Here is a 19,357-nt window from a genome sequence, read left to right as displayed (position 1 = left end):
CCTTCGCCTCAGCGGTCGCGGTTGAAGCGAGTGGTGATCCACAGCAGGAGCAGCAGCACGACGAATGCACCGCCCCCGGTGAGATACGGGCTGAGGCTTTCGTGGTTGCCACCGTGCTCGCCGCCCTCGGCGGCGAGAGTGACCAGCTGGTGCGCGGTGCTCGTGAGGCTCATCTTCGGCAGGACCTATCGATCGGGAGTCGGAAGGAAGACGTCGCGCACATCGTATGCGGGCGCCCCGGGCACGCTCACGCCGACTCAGTCGTTGTTGTCGTCGTTGCGGTATCCGCGGAGCAGGAACCAGCCGAGCAGGACGGCTCCGACGAGCGAGGCGAGCAGCACGATGCGGAGCGTGTTGCCGGGCCCCTGATCCTCGGATGCGGCAGCGAGCAGAGCAACGGTATGCGGCATGTCGGGCGTCTCCTCAGTTATCCACAGCCCCCCGCACACCGTAGCCCCAGCACCTACGCTGGGATTTGTCAGGGGGCGAGCGACGTCTCGTACGAACAGGGGGCCCATTCATGACCGAACGCAGCCACGAGAGCCACGAGAACGTGCCGAGCAGGCAGCGCCGGCGTTTCGCAGGAATCTCGTCCCGGGCCTACGAACACCCGGCGGACCGCTCGGCCCTGGTGGCCCTGCGCAAGCTGAGCGGTTTCGACACCGTGTTCAAGACACTGAGCGGTCTGCTGCCCGAGCGCAGCCTGCGACTGCTCTTCCTCTCCGACTCCGTCCGGGTGAGCGACGCGCAGTTCGTCCACCTCAACGACATGTTGCGGGACGCCTGTTACATCCTGGACCTGGAAAAGGTCCCGCCGATGTACGTCAGCCAGGACCCGCAGCCCAATGCCATGTGTATCGGTCTCGACGAGCCGATCATCGTGGTGACGACGGGGCTGGTGGAGCTGCTCGACGAGGAGGAGATGCGGGCCGTCATCGGCCACGAGGTGGGACACGCTCTCTCCGGCCACGCCGTGTACCGCACGATTCTGCTGTTCCTCACCAATATCGCGTTGAAGGTTGCCTGGATCCCGCTCGGCAATGTCGCGATCATGGCGATCGTGACGGCACTGCGCGAGTGGTTCCGCAAGTCGGAGCTGTCAGCAGACCGGGCGGGGCTGCTGGTCGGACAGGATCTGCAGGCATCGATGCGCGGCCTGATGAAGATCGCGGGCGGCAACCATCTGCACGAGATGAATGTGGACGCCTTCCTCGCCCAGGCCGACGAGTACGAGAAGGGCGGCGATCTGCGCGACTCAGTGCTCAAGATCCTCAATCTGCTGCCCCGCTCGCACCCCTTCACCACGGTGCGCGCGGCCGAGCTGAAGAAGTGGTCCGAGACGCGCGACTACCAGCGGATCATGGACGGCCACTACCCGCGGCGCGACGAGGACAAGGACACCTCGGTGACGGACTCCTTCCGGGAGTCCGCGGCGCACTACGCGGACACGGTGCGCACCAGCAAGGATCCGCTGATGAAGCTGGTCGGCGACATAGCGGGGGGCGCCGGGGACCTGGGCGGCAAGCTCCGCGACAAGTTCACCGGTCAAGGAGGCGGGGGCGCAGCCGGCAAGGGCGGTGCTACGGACGGCTCCGCGGGCTCTGCGGGGCCCCAGGAGCCTCGGAACCCTGATGAGCCCGGGGCTGCTGGGAGCTGACCGTCAGCGTCCCGCAGAGCGCCGCAGTGGGCCGGTCCGTCGCATACGGGTCGGTGCCCGCGGGGCCGCGGGAGACGGCGCGCTGCCCGGCGAGCAGCGGCCGCAGCGCACCGGTGGTGTCCGCCGGGCACGCCTGCGGCCCGGCCTGTACGTAGCTGGTGCGGAGCTCCAGCCGGTGCAGCCGCAGGTCTTCCCGGTCGAAGCGGAAGTGCAACTCGCGCCGTACGGTGAAGAGCGAGGCGCCGCCCGCGCGTTGAGGCCCTGAGACCGCCGGGCGGAGCGTGTAGGTGAAGGTGTGGTCCGACACCACCTCCAGGGTGTCGGACCCCGCCTCCGAGTAGCTCAGGGTGCCCCGGACCCGTATGTCCGGAGCGGCCAGTGCCACCTTCGCCGGGTCGAAGCGGACCAGCCAGCCGGTAGCGGCATGCTGTCCGTCGTCGTCCGAACGGCTCATGCTGCGGTCGAACTGGGCCATCTGGTCCGGGTCGAGCAGCAGTTCCACCGGCCGCACCGCGTGTCCGGTGAGGACGTCGGGGTCGAGCGAGGACGCCACCAGGTAGTCCCTGACCGTGCTCAGGGCCGTCGTCACCTGACTGTCCGAGAAGTTGTCCGTTCCTCGGATCGCCGGCAGATTGATGCCTGCGGCACCTGTTTCGAACTGTGCGGCGGGGCTCTTCGCGAGGAGTCCGGCGGCGGTTCCGCCGGGTACGGCACCCTGAGGAGCCAGGGGGACGACGGTCGACCTCAGAGGCTCGGCCCTTCTGCCGACGGGCGCCTGGTAGGGGTGGCGGAAGCCCATGTACACGGCCGTTCCGAAGGCCAGGGCGATCAGGAGGATCAGGGCGATGGCCGCCTTGGAGCCGGCGCGGAAGCCCCGGGCCGGGAGGCTGCGTACGGCACGGGCGTGGTCGCCCATGCGTTCCTGGGCGGAGAATTCCTTCAGCCGGGCAGCACGCACGAACGACTCGTCGAAGACGAGGGACCGGTACTCGTCCTCACCGCCGCCCGGCGCGCTCTCGGGCGGGCCTTCTGGTGGTTCTCCGCGGTCTGCCATGACTTCTCCCGACTCCACGTCACCGACCGGGGCCGAAACGCCTCGCTCTGCTTCGGCCGAATGGCTTCGGACAGGGCCTGCCAGCCATGAGTTCGCATGACGTCGCATGACTACGCATGTACGGACGAGTGAGAAGCCCCCTCGGAGAGAGAGGGGTCACACCTTCAGGGTAGGTCGATTACGACCGGGGTAAACGCCCAGCCGCGAGAGAACCGCCCGTGAGTTGCCCCGGGCCCCCGGCCGACCGCCCTCAGGACGGGCGCGGGACCGCTGAGACCGTGGGACGGGGGTAGCCGGCCGAGACCGACGGAACGGCGCTGGGGACGGGGCCGGGTGCACTGTCCACGCCGGTGGTGGCAGGCAGCGGGGCAGGGTCCTGGCGGTTGCCCGAGGTGTTGCGGTAGACGGCGCTGAAGGCCAGCGCAACCATTCCGATGCCCATCAGCACGGCGAGCAGCCAGGCCACCGGCCGGTGCCAGCGCGCCGCACCCCGGTAGGGGCGCAGGGCACCGCCGTGGCGCCCGTAAGGGCCGCTGCCGTACGCGTCGTCGCCATCGGGGTCCAGCGGGTCGCCGTAGGCACTCCCGCGGCCATATGCGCCGCCCGGACCGTATCCCTCGTCATAGAGCTCGTCATCCGGCGGACCGCCGCCCGCCCGCGCCTTGGACGCCTCGGCCTCGGCGCGCGCCTGCGCGGCTGCCAGCAGTCGCTCCACGGCGGTGGGTTCATGGATCTCGGCGGCCCGTACGAAGTCCTCGTCGAATACCACGGAGGCGAAGTCCTCGTCCGCGCCCCCGCGGTCGTCGTCGGGCTCCCAGCCGTCCGGGAACGGCCTGCCCCCCACGTCGTCCGGCACGGCTCCAGACTAGCCCCGCCGGGTCGTTCTGGGCAGGGAGCCCGCAACATTCACCGCAGCCGGACGGTCACCGCACGTGGCCGTCGCCCGTGACGATGTACTTCGTCGAGGTCAGCTCCGGCAGGCCCATCGGGCCCCTGGCATGCAGCTTCTGCGTGGAGATGCCGATCTCGGCACCGAAGCCGAACTGACCGCCGTCGGTGAAGCGCGTCGACGCGTTCACGGCCACCGTCGTGGAGTCCACCAACTGGGTGAAACGGCGGGCCGCGGCCTGGGAGGTGGTCACGATCGCCTCGGTGTGACCGGAGGACCAGAGCCGGATGTGCGCGACGGCCGCATCCAGCGACTCCACGACGGCCGCGGCGATGTCGTACGAGAGGTACTCGGTCTCCCAGTCCTCCGGCGTCGCCGCCACCACGGTGGCCTTGGACCCCTCGGCGTATTCGAGGACCCGCTCGTCGCCGTGCACGGTCACCCCGGCGCCGGCCAGCGCGTCCAGTGCCCGGGGCAGGAAGTGGGCGGCGATGTCCTTGTGGACCAGGAGCGTCTCGGCGGCGTTGCAGACGCTCGGGCGCTGCGCCTTGGAGTTGATCAGGATGTCGACGGCCATGTCGAGGTCGGTCTGCGCGTCCACGTACACATGGCAGTTGCCGGTGCCGGTCTCGATGACCGGAACGGTGGATTCCTCGACCACTGTGCGGATCAGCGAGGCGCCGCCGCGCGGGATGAGGACGTCGACGAGGCCGCGCGCCCGCATGAGTTCCCGTACCGAGTCGCGGTTCTCGCCCGGCACCAGCTGCACCGCGTCGGCCGGGAGGCCGGAGCCGCCGACCGCATCGCGCAGCACCCGTACGAGCGCGGCATTGGAGGCGTACGCGGAGGACGAGCCGCGCAGCAGGACGGCGTTGCCCGATTTCAGGCAGAGGACAGCGGCGTCGACCGTCACATTGGGCCGGGCCTCGTAGATGATCCCGACCACGCCGAGCGGTACCCGGACCTGTCGCAGGTCGATGCCGTTGGGCAGGGTCGAGCCGCGGACGACCTCGCCGACCGGGTCGGGCAGCGCCGCGACATCCCGCACATCGGCAGCGATGGCACGGATCCGTTCCGGGGTGAGGGTGAGCCGGTCGACGATCGACTCGCTGGTCCCGGCCTCACGGGCGCGGGCGACGTCCTCGGCGTTGGCCGCGACGATCTCGCCCGTCCGCACTTCCAGCGCGTCCGCGATCGCCAGCAGCGCGTCGTCCTTCGCCGCGCGCGGCAGTGGCGCGATGTCGGCGGCGGCGGAGCGTGCCCGGTAGGCGGCCTGGGCGACCGGGGACATGTTGTCGTACGGCGAGAGCGTGGTCATGCCCGCAGGGTAGTGCGCACACTGCGGGCATCCGTCACGTATCCCGTGATGCGAGACAACTGACCCGGGGGCCGCCGCGCTCAGTACGGGTGCACGCCGACCGGGGCGGCCGGGGGCGGCCCGTATCCCTCGGCGACGCGCTGGTGGTACGTCTCTCGGTCGATGACTTCCAGGCCGACGATCTCCCAGGGCGGAAGCCCGGCGGTGGAGCGGTGTTCCCCCCACAGCCGCAACGCGACGGCCGCCGCATCGTGCAGATCACGGGCCTCCTCCCAGTAGCGGATCTCCGCGTGATCGTTGGCGTACCGGCTGGTCAGCAGGAAGGGATGGTCGTGCGCGAGCTGTTCGAGACCCCGTCTGACCTCCTTCAGCGGAATCGCGGCGCCCGAGACGCTCAGCGTGATGTGCCAGAGTCTCGACGGGGTGCGCTCCTCCTTCGCCACCGTCGGCTCGGGCCCGGTCGTCGTGTCGTCCCTGCGGTCCGTGGACCGGCTCTCGTCGAAGCCGACACCTGCTCCGACACTGGTCAGGGCCCGGCCACCCGTTCCTCGGGGCGGCGCCCCCGGGCGCGCTCGTCTCACCGGCGGCCTCCTGTGAATGCGTTTGCTGTGCTGTACCCCGCTGTGCCCCCGTTACAAAGTTGACCAGTCCGCGGCCGACGATGGGGAGCTTTTCGGGAAGGTCCCTGCCCCGAAGCTGGACTTTCAGCCGTTTCAGGGGGTCTGTCAGGGGTGCAGGACGACGAGATCGTCCCTGTGTACGACCTCGCGCTCATATGCTGGACCGAGTTCACGTGCCAGATCGCGAGTGGACCGGCCGAGCAGCTGCGGAATCTCCTTGGCGTCGAAGTTGACGAGTCCGCGAGCCACGGGACGGCCTTCGAGGTCGCGCAGTTCCACCGGGTCGCCTGCGGTGAACTCGCCCTCGATCGCGGCGATTCCCGCGGGCAGCAGCGAGCTGTGCCGCTCGACGACCGCCTGTACGGCGCCGTCGTCGAGGGTCAGCGAGCCCTGCGGGGTGGAGGCGTGGGCGAGCCAGAGCAGTCGGTCCGCCGAGCGGCGTCCGGTGCGGTGGAAGTACGTGCCGGTGTCGCGTCCGGCCAGCGCGTCGGCGGCCCGGCTCGCGGAGGTGAGGACGACCGGGACTCCGGCGGCCGTGGCGATCCGGGCGGCCTCGACCTTGGTGACCATGCCGCCGGTGCCGACGCCCGCCTTCCCCGCACTGCCGATGGTGACACCCGCGAGATCCTCGGGGCCCGCCACTTCGGCGACCCGTGAGGTGCCCGGGGTGCTGGGGTCTCCGTCGTAGAGGCCGTCCACGTCCGAGAGGAGGACCAGCAGATCGGCGCGGACGAGATGGGCGACGAGCGCGGCGAGCCGGTCATTGTCGCCGAACCGGATCTCGTCGGTGGCGACGGTGTCGTTCTCGTTGACGATCGGGAGCGCACCCATGTCCAGGAGCTGGTCGAGGGTGCGGTAGGCGTTGCGGTAGTGGGCGCGGCGGCTGGTGTCGTTGCTGGTGAGCAGCACCTGGCCGACGCGTACGCCGTAACGCGCGAAGGAGGCGGTGTAGCGGGCGACGAGCAGTCCCTGTCCGACGCTGGCCGCGGCCTGCTGTCTGGCCAGGTCCTTGGGCCGGCGGTGCAGCCCGAGCGGGGCGAGCCCGGCCGCGATGGCGCCGCTGGAGACGAGCACGATCTCGCGCTCCCCGCCGCTCCTCACCTTGGCGAGTACGTCGACGAGCGCGTCGACGCGGTCCGCGTCGAGGCCGCCCGCCGCGGTGGTGAGGGATGAGGAACCGACCTTGACCACGATCCTGCGGGCCTCTGTGACGCCCTGCCTTGCCCCTGACACGTACATCCCCAATGGTTCGGCCTCGCCCAGCCCTGGCAATCTACGTGAGCGGCGGAATCGGCGCCTGTACATTCCGGCCCGTGGACGTCCGAGCGGCTCCACGGCCCGTGCGTCCGGCCCCACCGCCGAAGAGATCGACAGCGGCAACAACAGTCGAGCCCATTACTCACATCGAATGATCGGCATCTCGACGTGGTGCACCGGCACCGGGCGAACGGGCTGGGAAAATCGAAGCGCGTCAACCGGCGCAACCATCGCAATGTCTCGCTCATCTAACACCCGATAGGGTGCGTGGCGGCGGCCCTCCCCCGTTTTTCGGCAGTGTGCGTCGGCCCCGCATCCGCCACCATCTCCAGGGACCTCTACCAGACATGGGACAGCAGCGATGCCAGTCAAAGTAAGTGTCGTCATTCCGGTATACAACCCGGGCAAGTACATCGACCCCTGCATCGACTCACTTCTGCGACAGACCCTCCCTGCAGGGGAGTTCGAAGTTCTCTTCGTCAACGATGGATCCACGGACGACACTCCTGAACGGCTCGAAAAGCTGGCGGCGGAACACCCTCATTTCCGGGTGATCACCATCCCCAACTCCGGATGGCCCGGGAAGCCCCGCAACGTCGGTGTGGACGAAGCGAAGGGCGAGTACGTCCAGTTCGTGGACCAGGACGACCATCTCGCCTCCGACGCCCTGCGCCGGCTGTACGAGATGGGGAACCGCAACAACTCGGACATCGTCATCGGCAAGGTGGCCAGCAACTTCCGCGGTGTCCCGCACGGCGTGTTCAAGAAGAACCGCGAGAAGTGCACCCTGCGCGACGCGCCGCTGTACGACAGCCTCACGCCGCACAAGATGTTCCGGACGGAGTTCCTCCGCAAGAACGGCATCGCCTACCCCGAGGGCAAGCGCCGCCTCGAGGACCAGCTCTACATGATGCAGGCGTACTTCCCGGCCGAAGTCGTCTCGATCCTGGGCAATTACACCTGTTACTTCTATTCCCGGCGTGACGACGGCAAGAACGCCGGATCCACCAAGATCGTTCCGGCCCAGTACTACGGAAACCTCCGCGAAGTCCTGGACGTTGTCGTGGCCAACACCGAGCCGGGCGAGTTCCGGGATCTGCTGCTCCGCCGCTTCTACAGGGTCGAGATGCTGAGCCGGCTCAGCGAACCCGCGGTGGTCAAGTACCAGTCCGATTTCTTCGGCGAGATGTGCGACGCGATCAGGCCGCTGGCCATCGACTTCATGGGCGACGGCGTGCACGACGGCCTCGGCCCGCTGTTGCGGATCCGGTCCACACTCCTGCGCAGGGACGACCGGGAGGGGCTGCTCCGGATCGCCCGGTTCGCCGGGTCCGTCAAGGCGTCGGCGCGTCTGGAGGAGTTCGCCTGGCAGCCGGACGGCCGCGTCGCCGTCACCGTCACCGCTCGGCTGGTCCAGGGCGACGACGAGGCCCCCGTGAAACTGCTGCGCCGGGACGGCCGCTACTTCCTGCACCCGGACAACGGCGGCGGGCTGCTGGCCGAGGACGAACTCCTCGACGTCACCGACGACATGGACGGCTTCTCCGCCGAACTGTCCCTGCGCAATCGCGAGACGGCCGTCGAGTGGTCCTGCCCCGCGACGTTCACCACTCGGACCGTTGAACTCGGCGACGGAGCCTGCGAGATCGTCCTGAGCGGCAGTGGCCATGTGTCTTCGGAGGCGGTCAAGGGCCGCGGCCGGGTCTCCCGCGGCTTCTGGGACATCTGGGTGCCGCTGCGCGGCCTGGGCCTGGTCCGCAAGGCAAGGCTGGGTGCCGACCGCGCACCGGAGGTGGACGCCGCCTGCCTGCCTGCCTCGCTCGGCTCGCCGGCCCGTGCCGTCATCCCCTACTTCACCGACCCGCACGGCAACCTCACGCTCGATGTCGCCCGTCGCAGCAAGAAGCTCGCCGACTATCTGGACGGCCGGCCCGTTCTGCGGACCCCGGGCCGGCGGCCCGAGATCCGGCTGGAGCTCTTCACCGCCACCACGACCGTCGCCTCCGACGCCCAGCTGGTCCTGAGCCCGGCCGACGGAACCGGCTCGGCCGTGCACACGCTGCGTACCGTGCTGCAACCGACGGGGGGCAGGGCCCATCTCACCGTGCCCGGCCGCGCCCCCGGTGTCGCGGCGGGCGCCTGGAAGCTCTCCGTACGGCTCGACGGCGAGAAGGGCCCCGCACTCGGCCTCTGCGACGTCACCGTCGACAAGGGCGGCAGGATCCAGCTGGATCCCGAAATTCCCCAGGCCGCGGACACGATCATGGCCGGGGCGGCCTCGCAGCGCCGGAAGGCGACTCTGCGTCGCGCGCTGCGCACCGTCGGCGGCCCGATCGTGCGCAGGCTCCCGCCGCAGGGCCGGAAGCGCGCGCGACGTATCGCCGCCCGGCTCACCGGCTGATCCGCCGACGACGGCCCCACCAACCAGCATCAAACACATCGGAACAAGGACGTGATCGCATGCGGCAGCTCTCCATCACAGGGGCCTGGGTGCACGAGCCCAAGGTCTTCCCGGACAGCCGCGGCAGCTTCCACGAATGGTTCAAGGCATCGGAGCTCAGCGAGGCTGTCGGACACACTCTGCAGCTCGCGCAGGCCAACTTCTCCATCTCCGGCCGGGGAACACTGCGCGGCGTCCACTTCGCCGACGTGCCACCGAGCCAGGCGAAGTACGTCAAGTGCGTACGCGGCGCGGTGCTCGACGTCATCGTGGACATCCGGGTCGGCTCCCCCACGTACAAGCAGTGGGAAGCCGTCCGGCTCGACGATTCGGACCATCACGCCGTCTATCTCGCCGAGGGTCTCGGCCATGCCTTCATGGCCCTGACGGACGACGCGTCGGTCGTCTATCTGTGCTCCGAGGGCTACGCGCCCGGCCGCGAGCACGGCATCAACCCGCTCGACCCCGAGCTGGGCATCGAGTGGCCGGAGGGGATCACCCCGCTGCTGTCCGACAAGGACGCCGCGGCTCCCTCGCTGGCCGCGGCCGAGGAGCAGGGCCTGCTGCCGTCGTACGAGGCGTGCCAGGCGTACTACTCGCAGCTGCGCGCCCGCGGCTGAGCCCGGACAGGAACGCCGAAGCCCCCGTGGTCCGTACGGATCACGGGGGCTCGTACTGTCTCGGTCCGGTCAGCCCGTCACGGCCTCGATGCGCCCTCGCAGGGGTGCGAACGCCGAGCGGGGGCGGCGCAGGTTGCGGGCGCGGGCCAGGGCCGGCCAGAAGTCGGCGCCGAGCAGCGCCTCGGGCTGGACGGCGTTCTTCCGCACCAGCACCTCCTCCGGTACATCCTGCGGATCGGGTACGACGTACTCCTCGATGATCTTGTCGTACGCGTTCTTCAGGACGTCGCTCTCCGGGTTGGCGCCGAACACGGCGACCACACCCGTCGGCGCCGTGTCCACCTCTACGACCACCAGGTCGGGACGGTAGCGGCGCAGCACCTGCACCACCTTGTACACATCACCGGTCCAGAACTTGGTGTGCCGGTCGCGGGCCGCCTCGTCGACATCTCGCGGCAGCATGTCGTCCAGCACGATCACGCTCGACCAGCGGGCATGCTTCTCGACGTTCATGAAGTCACGCAGGGCGTACTCGAAGAGGTGCATGCCGTCGATGAAGGCGAGCTCCAGCTTCGGATCCCCGCCGAGCACGTTGAGAGGATCGCGGCGGGCGAGGGCGCGGAACGGGTTGCGGCCGTTGCGCAGGTGCAGCAGCGGGTCCTTGCGGGCGAAGAAGTCGTCGCTCGTCGCCTTGACCAGGTGGACGTCGCAGCTGATGTCCGTCACCACGCGGAAGGCGGGGTCGACGGCGACGGAGGGCACTCGCGAGAGGGCCAGGCTCCTGCCGTCGTTGACCCCGATCTCCAAATAGTTCCGAGGCCGGTAGACGCGGTGCAATTGACGCAGAAAGTCATGGCGGTTCACGTGGAGCAGCCCTTCGGAGGAAACCAACTGGTCTGGTCCCCGGCGAAGTTACCCCATGACCGCACTGTGATGTAAGCGTTCTCCCCTATGTAAACCCCCGTTGTTCCCATCTTTGAAATTCGACGGGAACGGACCATCGATACGATCATTTGACGATCACGACCGCTCCGCCGCGAGGAGTGCCGGGAATGCCTCTTCCAGCGCCGCCCGCCAGTCCCGGATCGGTTCGATCCCGGCCGCCGCCCAGCGGTCGTGTCCCAGCACGCTGAAAGCGGGACGGGGAGCCGGCCGTACGAAGGCCTCGCTGGTGGTGGGGCGGACGCGCGCAGGGTCGGTGCCGAGCAGCCGGAAGATTTCCCGGGTGAAGCCGAACCAGGTCGTCTCGCCGCCGCTGGTGCCGTGGTAGACACCCGCGGGGGCGGTGCCCGCGAGGGCGGCCTGTCCGAGCCGGACCAGCCGGTCGGCCAGATCGACGGTCCAGGTGGGCTGTCCGCGCTGGTCGTCCACCACGTCGACGGCCTCCTTGACGCCCTCCAGCTTGATCATCGTACGGACGAAGTTGCCGCCGCCCGCGCCGTACAGCCAGGCGGTACGGACCACGTAACCGGTGTCCGGCAGGGTTTCGAGCACGGCCTGCTCGCCGGCCAGTTTGGTGCGGCCGTAGGCGCTGCGCGGTCCGGTGGGGCCGTCCTCGGCGTACGGCTTCTCGCCGTCACCGGCGAAGACGTAGTCGGTCGAGACCTGGAGGAGGACGGCACCGTGTTCACGGCAGGCCGCGGCGAGGACCTCGGGGCCTGTGCCGTTGACCCGCAGCGCGGCGTCCTCCTGGGACTCGGCGTCGTCGACAGCGGTCCAGGCGGCGCAGTTCACCACGACGGCGGGGCGGTGCTCGCCGAAGCCTGCGCGCACCGATCCGGGGTCCGCGATGTCCATGGCCGCACGGTCCGCGGCAACCGCGGTGACGTCCTCACCGGCGAGCCTGGCCAGGACGTCCTGGCCCAGCATCCCGGCGGCTCCGGTGACCAGCCAGACGGCGCTCACAGAGCGGCCCGGTCCTTCAGCGGCTCCCACCAGGCGCGGTTGTCGCGGTACCACTGCACAGTCTCGGCGAGGCCGGTGCGGAAGTCCTTGCGGGGCTCGTAGCCGAGCTCCTCGCGGATCTTGGTGCAGTCGACCGAGTAGCGTCGGTCGTGGCCCTTGCGGTCCTCGACATGGGTGACGCTGGTGTCCCAGTCGGCCCCGCAGGCGTCCAGCAGCAGACCGGTCAGCTCCTTGTTGGAGAGCTCGGTGCCGCCGCCGATGTTGTAGACCTCACCGGGTCGGCCCTTCGTACGGACCAGTTCGATGCCCTGGACGTGGTCGTCGATGTGCAGCCAGTCGCGGACGTTGGCGCCGTCGCCGTACAGCGGGACCGTCCTGCCGTCCAGCAGGTTGGTGACGAACAGCGGGATGACCTTCTCGGGGAAGTGGTGGTGCCCGTAGTTGTTGGAGCAGCGGGTCACCCGCACGTCGAGACCGTGGGTGCGGTGGTACGAGAGCGCGATCAGGTCGCTGGACGCCTTGGCCGCGGAGTACGGCGAGTTGGGCGCGAGCGGGTCGGTCTCGGGCCAGGAGCCCTCGTCGATCGAGCCGTAGACCTCGTCGGTGGAGATGTGCACGAAGGTCTTGATGCCGGCCAGGTGCGCGGCGTGGATCAGGGTGTGGGTGCCCACGACGTTCGTACGGACGAATTCGGCGCCACCGTCGATGGAGCGGTCCACATGGGATTCGGCGGCGAAGTGCACCACCTGGTCGTGCTCGGCCATCAGCTTGGAGACCAGCTCGGGATCACAGATGTCGCCCTGCACGAACCTGAAACCGGGGTGGTCACGCACCTCGTCGAGGTTGGCCGGGTTGCCCGCGTAGGTGAGCTTGTCGAGCACGGTCACGGCGATGTCGCCGGGGCCCTCGGGGCCGAGCACCGTACGGACATAGTGCGAGCCGATGAAACCGGCGCCGCCGGTCACCAGGATGTTGGTGGTCATGAAGAGATCTGCACCTTGCTGTGGTCGCCGAGTACGAGTCGGTGGGCGGACGGGGAACGGGGTGCGGGGGTCACCTCGACGTCACGGCCGATGAGCGACGCCTCCACCCGGCGGACACCGGCGATGGAGGCGCCCCGCAGAACGATGGAGTACTCGATCTCGCTGTCCTCGATCCGGCAGTCCTCCGAGACCGAGGTGAACGGGCCCACGTACGCGCCGCTGATCACCGACCGGGCGCCGATGATCGCGGGCCCGACGATGCGGCTGCCGCTGACCTTGGCGCCCGCCTCGATCCGCACCCGGCCGATGATCTCGCTGTCCTCGTCGACCTCGGCCTCCTCGTGGGACGGCTCGATGGACTCCAGCACGGTCCGGTTGACCTCCAGCATGTCGGTGACATTGCCGGTGTCCTTCCAGTACCCGCGGATCGTGGTGGAGCGCACGTCGCGCTTCTGGTCGATCAGCCACTGGATGGCATGCGTGATTTCCAGCTCGCCCCGCCAGGACGGCTCGATCGAGCGGACGGCCTCGTGGATGGCGGGGGTGAAGAGGTAGACACCGACGAGCGCCAGATCGCTCTTGGGCTCCTTCGGTTTCTCCTCCAGGGCGGCCACCCGGCCGTCGGCGTCGAGCTCCGCGACACCGAAGGAGGTCGGGTTGGGCACCTGGGTCAGCAGGATCTGTGCATCGGGCCTGTCGGTGCGGAACTCCTCCACCAGACCGGTGATCCCGCCGACGATGAAGTTGTCACCGAGGTACATGACGAAGTCGTCGTCCGCCAGGAAGTCACGGGCGATCAGCACCGCGTGGGCGAGGCCGAGCGGCTCGTCCTGCGGGATGTACGTGACCTCGATGCCGAGCCGGGAGCCGTCGCCGACCGCCTCGCGGATCTCCTGGGCGGTGTCGCCCACGATGATGCCGACCTCGGTGATACCCGCTTCCGCGATGGCTTCCAGGCCGTAGAACAGCACGGGCTTGTTCGCCACGGGCACCAGTTGCTTGGCCGAGGTGTGTGTGATGGGACGCAGGCGGGTGCCAGCCCCTCCGGACAGTACGAGAGCCTTCACGTGACCAGTCCTCATGGTTGAGATATCGGTCTTGTCGCGGCTGCGACCTGCTGGGCGACTTTACTGAGAATTGCCGTGCGGTTCGTCGTGCGTCAACTCTGTGAACGAGACGCGGACACACACATCCGGAACAGGGCAGGAGCGGCTGCTCAGCCTGCGCTGATCCGCGACTTCCAGCGCCGCACATCCCGCCGCATACGCCGGACGACGCGCCGCGACAGTGACGCCCTGCGCGCTACGACCTCGGGCTTCTCGATGCGCTTGCCGTCGTGCCAGTCGGGCACGGTGACCTCGAAATCGGAGTCCGAGAGACCGCTCGAACGGTCCCGGAAGTGCGGATACGCGAGGAAGAGCTTGTCACCCTTTCGTGAACTGACCACATCCGGAACGGACTTCGCCCGCACGTACGTCAGCACGTCCACCAGCACATCGGCCCGGCCCCGCGCCACAGCGGCGAGCCGCAGCCTCTCGGCGACCTTGATCAGGCGCGCCACGCCGTCGTTCCAGTACATGTCCATGAGCGGCGCCGCGAGCTCCAGCTTGTGGCGGCGGACCTCCTGGGAGTCCCGGAGGAAATTGGGGCCGAACTGCTGCATCATGCCGACCGTGAAGGGCCGGACCATCAAGAAGTCCCGCTTCGGCCCGGCGGGTTCGAGCCGGTGGATCAGTGCCATCATGGCTCGCATGGAGTCGAAGCGCCATTCATAGGTGCCGCTCTTGGTGACGTGCTTTCCGTCGTCCCGGCCGACCAGGTAATAACAGGTGTAATTGGAGATGACGGATACCCCGGCACCCCGCAGATACGCCTCCATGGTGAAGAGCGCGTCCTCACCGGTCTTGAGACCCTCGTCGAATTTCAGGCCGATTCGCTCCAGCAGTTCACGCCGGAAGAGTTTCTGCGCACTCAGCGTGTAAATGACCTTTGAATTGTATACATTGACCCGGTCCTTGGTGGCTGTCCACATCGACCGGGGCGCTCCTCGATTGACCCCGACCACCTTGCCGAGCACCACGTCGGTTTTCGCCCGGTCGGCCGTAGCGACCATCCGTTCCAGAGCCTCTTCGCCGAAGTAGTCGTCCGCGTCGAGGAAGAAGACATAGCGGCCCCGCGCCATGCCGAGACCCACGTTGCGCGGCCCGCTGGGGCCGCCGGAATTCGCCTGCCTGACCACCCTGGTCGGAACCGCGGACCGGGCCGCGAACTCCTCCAGGTACTCGCCGGTGCCATCGGTCGAACCGTCATCGACCGCCACGATCTCGATCCGGTGGGCACCGATGGTCTGGGCCTCCACCGATTCGAGGCAGCGAATGAGGTAGGGCATCGCTTCGTATGCACCGATGATCACAGTTACGTCAGGGCTTGGCTTCTCGTTCACACCAACAGAAGACAGTCGTCCCCGAGCGTTGGTTGCCCCGACACCACACGCCCGAAGCGTGAGCCTTATCACAAAGGCCCGGCACAACCCTTTCAGGGGCTATGCCGGGCCAGGTGGATCGTGCTAACGAACCAGGCGGATTCTCAGCCGCTCACGCGTTCGCCGAGGTTTCTCGCCAGGCCCGCGTTCCGGGCCTCCGACTTGACTGCGAGCGCCTTCACGGCCGTGCCGAACTGCACGATCGATGTGGGCTCGTCCGGGCCGAGGAGGTACTCCTTCAGCTCACGCCGGTCGACCGCCAAGGTGTCCGCGGCAGGATCCACCACCGCAGCGAGCAGGGCGTCCAGCTCGGTCGCGGCATTGGACAGGATGACCGCGGCACGGACCGCGGTGTTCTGCCTACGGAATTCGTCCTCACCCAGCGCAGCCGAATCGGTGACCGCGTACGGCTTGCCGCTCGCGATGAAGTCCGACACCACGCTGGAGATGTCCGAGACCATGGCGTCCGACTCGTTGAAGCAGTCGTACAGACGCATCCGGGCGCCCGTGATGACCTTGTGCTCCCACCAGCCGAGCGCACGCCAGGAGGCAGCGTTCCACTCGTCCTTGAGCCGCGCGATCTCGGCCTCGCGCGCCGGGTCGGCCAGCGAGTCGCGGGACATCTCGGCCTCGTCCCCGGCGACGTGGCCGCCGCTCGACAGCGCCTCCAGCCGCGCTTCGATACGGGCCAGTTCGGCCCGCGCCTCGGCCTGCACCGGCTGGAGCGCGGCCGATTCCTTCGCCCAGCGGGGGTCGGTGGCGCGCTCGACGCCCGCCTTCTCGATCATCGCCGTGATCCGCTGGTGCACGGCCTTGGCCTTGGCGCTGCGGGTGCCCGTGAAGGGGTGCGGCTTGTAGAGCAGCCGGACCGGCTTCTCGGAGTGCAGCAGCCGCTTGACGATGTTCTCGCCGGCCAGCAGCAGCGAGGTGTTGCCCGGGTTGTCGTCCCAGCCTTCCCAGGTGGGGGCGTACAGCACGGTCGGGATCGGGTTCTTCGGCGCACCGGTCCACGACTGGATGGTGGCCAGCTGCGGGCGGCCCACCTCGACGATGTCCTCGTCGCGCACACCGACATCGGCCAGCGCGTAACGGTCCCGGCCGGCCCGGCCCGCGGTCCATACCTCGTCGTAGGCCTTGCTGTAGGGGTTGACGCTGGCGAGCTTGTCGCTGTCGCCGTGGCCGATGAATACGTGCTTCATCGTCGGCACCCGGAGCAGGTGGATGTTCTTGCCGACGTTGGCCGCGTAGAGCGCGACCCGAACCGACGAGAGGTCCAGATTCATCAGGTGCACGCCGCCGGGCACACAGATCATCGGCACCGATGTCGTGTTCAGTTGAGGAACTATCGTGCGCTCACGCAGCAGGATCAGCGGGCGTCCGTCGAGCTGCGCCATGGTCTCCAGCCACATGTTGACCTGGTAGGCCGAATCCTTGGAGCCGGAGAAGTAGAGAGCCACGGTCGGCTGGTACTCGCGCAGCCAGTTGTCCACCGCGCCCAGCACCTTGGCCTCGGGCGCCACGAGCCGCTTCGGACGGATGTACGGGAGGAGCGCCGCCAGGTAGCCGACCGCGAGAACCAGTGTGGTGGCGAGGCCCGCATAGGCGAAGCCGTTGGCGTCGGTCTCGACCGCGACCAGCACACCCACCATCGCGAAGATGTCCAGATGGAGCATCTTCTCCGCGGGGCGGTTCATCAGCAGCGCCGGCGGGGCGTCCGGGATCCGCACCTGCTCCAGATCGATGTTGAGCGTGACCACCGGGAGCTTGCGGCGGAGCTTGATGAGGGTGACCGTCGCACTCTGCGGTGCCTGGAGACCGTAGAAGGCCAGCAGGCAGGCAACCGTCACGTAGAACAGCGTCTGCTCTCCGTACCCCATACGGGAGAGCAGCAGGATCAGCAGCAGCTGGCGGACCAGGAAGCGGATCGAGAGCCCCGCGCGGACCGCGGCGAGCCGGTTGACCAGGTAGCTGCCGCAGTGGTGCAGATACTGGTCGGCGATATAGGTCACCGCGGCGGCGCCCGCGAAGAACCACAGATTGGGGATTATTGCCGCGAGCATTATGCACGGGAATCCCAGGGCCATGAGAAGAGCGGCGGCCAGCTCCGAACCACTGCCTACTCGAGCCATGCGAATGGCTTTCGAAATCACGAAGTACCGCTCCCGAGGATGCCGACTGATTACCTTGCGGGGAAAATGTGAAGCCTGAGCTTCACGAATTCGGACCCCTGCAGTTCGCACGCGGCGTCCACAGAGGTCCGAATAGTCGATTGTCAAGCAGTATTACACATCGGCCTGTCGGTCCAGGACATCGGCCAGCGCCTGTTCGAAGCCCGATGCCTCGGAGGCACCTCGGGTCGGGTCCTGCTGCCGCACGTCGATGACATGGCCGGTCATCTCGGAGAGCAGGACGTCGAGGGAAGTCCTGGCGACCGCCTCGGAGGAGAGCAGCGTGCCCGCGGGCTCGTCGCCGAACGCCTTGGTCCGCATCGGGGTGGCGGTGCGCTCGGGGTTCACACAGTTCACCCGCACTCCGTCGCCCGCCCACTCGTCCGAGAGCGCCTGGGTGAGGTTCACCATGGCGGCCTTGGTCGACGAGTAGAGGCTGTACTCGGCACGGCCCCGGGTATAGCTGCTGGAGGTGTAGAGCAGCAGCTGGCCCTTGGTCTCGGCGAGGTACTTGTACGAGGCACGGGCGATCTGCACGGGCGCCAGGTAGTTGACGTTCAGTGCTTCCTGGATGGTCGTGTTGTCCGTCTCGGCCAGCTTGCCGATGCGGAGCACGCCCGCGGTGTTGATCACGTAGTCGACGCGGCCGGTGTCCGCGTACGCCTTGGAGAGCGCGTCGTCGACGTGCTCCGGGTTCTCCACATGCGTACCGGTGGTGGAGCGGCCCAGGGCGTAGACGGAGGCGCCGTAGGACTCGGCGAGCGCCGCGATGTCCGCGCCGATGCCGTACGAGCCGCCGAAGACGACAAGGGTCTTACCGGTGAGCAGCTCACGGTAGGCGGCGTCGTCGGTCGGCTGCGGGACGGCCGTGGAGGCCAGCTGGAAGAGCTTGTCCGCGATGAAGACGTCGACCGGCTGGGTGACCTTCATGTTGTACTCGTCGCCCGCGACCACGTAGATCGGCACGTCGGGGAGGTACTTCAGGACGACCGAGCAGTCATCGGTGGCCTGGAAGTTCGGGTCGCCCGCGGCGACCTCGTACGCCCGGCGGATCGTGGAGAGCTTGAAGGCCTGCGGCGTCTGGCCGCGGCGCAGCCGGGAGCGGTCGGGCACATCGGTGATGAACTCGCCGTCGCCGCCGTGGGTGCGGGTCACGATGATCGTGTCCGCGGACGGGATGGCGACGTCGACCGCCTGGTAGCGGTCCAGGGCGTCGACGCAGTCCTTGATGACACGCTGCGAGAGCAGGGGGCGCACGGCGTCGTGGAAGAGAACGTTGCGGTCCTCTCCCTCGGCCAGGCCCTCGCCCAGCGCCGCGATGGCGCGCTCGGTGGTCTCGTTGCGGGTGGAGCCGCCCTCGATCACCTTGGTGACCTTGGTGAGTCCGGCCTTGGCCACGATCTTCTCCACGTCGGGCACATAGCCCGGAGCCATCAGCACGATGACGTCGTCGATGGAGTCGGCCTGCTGGAAGATCGACAGCGTGTGCTCGATGACAGCCTTGCCTGCGATCTTCAGCAGCTGCTTGGGAATGGACAGACCCACGCGCTGGCCGGTCCCGCCGGCGAGCACGACTGCTGTGGTTCGGGCTTTGGCTATGTGCTGAGCAGACACAGACGACCTACCTTGAGGGCTGGGAGATACAGCGATGGTTGCACTCTCCGTTACCGTCTCGCAAGGCGGACGTCGGCTGCCGCACGCCGTATCGACACCTTCTGTTGCCTTGCGATCAGGGCGAACACCGGAATTGACGCTTCCCTGCCGGGTGACCGACGCCACACGACTGAGCGGCATGAATCACCCTTGAGCGGGTTCGGTTACGCCGGTCACACGGCGCGGAGAACGCGCCCGGCGCCGGACGGACTCGCAGAACAATTCCGGCCCGCGCCGGTCCACCGTCAAAAACCGGGAGAATTCGTCGAACTAACGAAGAACCACGTCGCCGTACCACTAAACGTAGCGAA

The 19,357-nt window shown here is 68.2% G+C and carries 17 protein-coding genes; 3 read left to right on the top strand and 14 right to left on the bottom strand.

Translation table 11 applies throughout. The features are described 5' to 3' along the window. Positions 1 to 8: 8 nt before the first annotated feature. On the bottom strand, positions 9 to 173 hold the full coding sequence (locus ACFVYE_RS25810) for a hypothetical protein (RefSeq protein WP_093897070.1): 165 nt from the start codon (positions 171 to 173) through the stop codon (positions 9 to 11). 84 nt (positions 174 to 257) lie between these two features. Continuing rightward, positions 258 to 410 carry a hypothetical protein gene (locus ACFVYE_RS25805; protein WP_176740246.1) on the bottom strand — a complete coding sequence of 51 codons (153 nt, stop codon included), beginning with the start codon at positions 408 to 410 and terminating at the stop codon, positions 258 to 260. 110 nt (positions 411 to 520) lie between these two features. Here ACFVYE_RS25805 and ACFVYE_RS25800 point away from each other — a divergent pair, with 110 nt between their 5' ends. Further along, positions 521 to 1,657: a M48 family metallopeptidase gene (locus tag ACFVYE_RS25800; RefSeq protein ID WP_383970876.1), complete on the top strand. Its 1,137-nt coding sequence runs from the start codon at positions 521 to 523 to the stop codon at positions 1,655 to 1,657. Here the strand turns inward: ACFVYE_RS25800 and ACFVYE_RS25795 are convergent. The 5 genes from ACFVYE_RS25795 to proB form a co-directional block, all read right to left on the bottom strand. Then, entirely contained in the window at positions 1,581 to 2,711 is a 1,131-nt protein-coding gene (locus ACFVYE_RS25795; protein ID WP_383970879.1) for a hypothetical protein, read from the bottom strand. The genes ACFVYE_RS25800 and ACFVYE_RS25795 overlap by 77 nt on opposite strands. Before the next feature lie 250 nt (positions 2,712 to 2,961). Beyond that, complete coding sequence (locus ACFVYE_RS25790) at positions 2,962 to 3,567, bottom strand: hypothetical protein (RefSeq protein ID WP_383970881.1); 606 nt, start codon at positions 3,565 to 3,567, stop codon at positions 2,962 to 2,964. Positions 3,568 to 3,634: 67 nt separating this feature from the next. Next, a complete protein-coding gene (locus ACFVYE_RS25785) occupies positions 3,635 to 4,918 on the bottom strand; it encodes a glutamate-5-semialdehyde dehydrogenase (protein WP_389607465.1) in 1,284 nt (427 codons plus the stop codon). A gap of 80 nt (positions 4,919 to 4,998) precedes the next feature. Continuing rightward, positions 4,999 to 5,499 carry a hypothetical protein gene (locus tag ACFVYE_RS25780; RefSeq protein WP_383970887.1) on the bottom strand — a complete coding sequence of 167 codons (501 nt, stop codon included), beginning with the start codon at positions 5,497 to 5,499 and terminating at the stop codon, positions 4,999 to 5,001. 144 nt (positions 5,500 to 5,643) lie between these two features. Continuing rightward, positions 5,644 to 6,729: a glutamate 5-kinase gene (proB, locus tag ACFVYE_RS25775; protein ID WP_229845750.1), complete on the bottom strand. Its 1,086-nt coding sequence runs from the start codon at positions 6,727 to 6,729 to the stop codon at positions 5,644 to 5,646. A gap of 427 nt (positions 6,730 to 7,156) precedes the next feature. Between proB and ACFVYE_RS25770 the strand changes: the two genes are divergently transcribed. After that, complete coding sequence (locus ACFVYE_RS25770; protein ID WP_389607464.1) at positions 7,157 to 9,196, top strand: glycosyltransferase family 2 protein; 2,040 nt, start codon at positions 7,157 to 7,159, stop codon at positions 9,194 to 9,196. A 59-nt stretch (positions 9,197 to 9,255) separates the two neighbouring features. After that, the gene (gene rfbC / locus ACFVYE_RS25765; RefSeq protein WP_389607463.1) at positions 9,256 to 9,855 is read left to right on the top strand and encodes a dTDP-4-dehydrorhamnose 3,5-epimerase; all 600 of its coding nucleotides are present in this window, start codon (positions 9,256 to 9,258) and stop codon (positions 9,853 to 9,855) included. Between the two features lie 69 nt (positions 9,856 to 9,924). Here the strand turns inward: rfbC and ACFVYE_RS25760 are convergent, their stop codons facing one another. The 7 genes from ACFVYE_RS25760 to ACFVYE_RS25730 form a co-directional block, all read right to left on the bottom strand. Continuing rightward, positions 9,925 to 10,719, bottom strand: coding sequence for a class I SAM-dependent methyltransferase (locus ACFVYE_RS25760; RefSeq protein ID WP_383970895.1), 795 nt, complete (start codon positions 10,717 to 10,719; stop codon positions 9,925 to 9,927). 156 nt (positions 10,720 to 10,875) lie between these two features. Beyond that, the gene (gene rfbD, locus ACFVYE_RS25755) at positions 10,876 to 11,760 is read right to left on the bottom strand and encodes a dTDP-4-dehydrorhamnose reductase (protein ID WP_383970898.1); all 885 of its coding nucleotides are present in this window, start codon (positions 11,758 to 11,760) and stop codon (positions 10,876 to 10,878) included. Continuing rightward, positions 11,757 to 12,743 (bottom strand): dTDP-glucose 4,6-dehydratase, encoded by a 987-nt coding sequence (rfbB, locus tag ACFVYE_RS25750; protein WP_383970900.1) that lies wholly within the window; start codon positions 12,741 to 12,743, stop codon positions 11,757 to 11,759. The genes rfbD and rfbB overlap by 4 nt, the downstream gene beginning before the upstream one ends. Beyond that, the gene (locus tag ACFVYE_RS25745) at positions 12,740 to 13,810 is read right to left on the bottom strand and encodes a glucose-1-phosphate thymidylyltransferase (RefSeq protein ID WP_383970903.1); all 1,071 of its coding nucleotides are present in this window, start codon (positions 13,808 to 13,810) and stop codon (positions 12,740 to 12,742) included. The genes rfbB and ACFVYE_RS25745 overlap by 4 nt, the downstream gene beginning before the upstream one ends. A 149-nt stretch (positions 13,811 to 13,959) precedes the next feature. Further along, positions 13,960 to 15,186, bottom strand: a complete 1,227-nt coding sequence (locus ACFVYE_RS25740) for a glycosyltransferase family 2 protein (RefSeq protein ID WP_383970906.1) — start codon at positions 15,184 to 15,186, stop codon at positions 13,960 to 13,962. A gap of 143 nt (positions 15,187 to 15,329) precedes the next feature. Beyond that, a complete protein-coding gene (locus tag ACFVYE_RS25735) occupies positions 15,330 to 17,354 on the bottom strand; it encodes a hypothetical protein (RefSeq protein WP_383970909.1) in 2,025 nt (674 codons plus the stop codon). 153 nt (positions 17,355 to 17,507) lie between these two features. Beyond that, positions 17,508 to 19,007 carry a D-ribitol-5-phosphate cytidylyltransferase gene (locus ACFVYE_RS25730; protein WP_383970912.1) on the bottom strand — a complete coding sequence of 500 codons (1,500 nt, stop codon included), beginning with the start codon at positions 19,005 to 19,007 and terminating at the stop codon, positions 17,508 to 17,510. Between the last annotated feature and the right edge of the window lie 350 nt (positions 19,008 to 19,357).

It is taken from the genome of Streptomyces sp. NPDC058239 (assembly GCF_042882185.1).
GTDB lineage: Bacteria > Actinomycetota > Actinomycetes > Streptomycetales > Streptomycetaceae > Streptomyces.
Note: the sequence above shows the minus strand (reverse complement) of the source record. Positions and strands in the feature narration are given on the sequence as shown.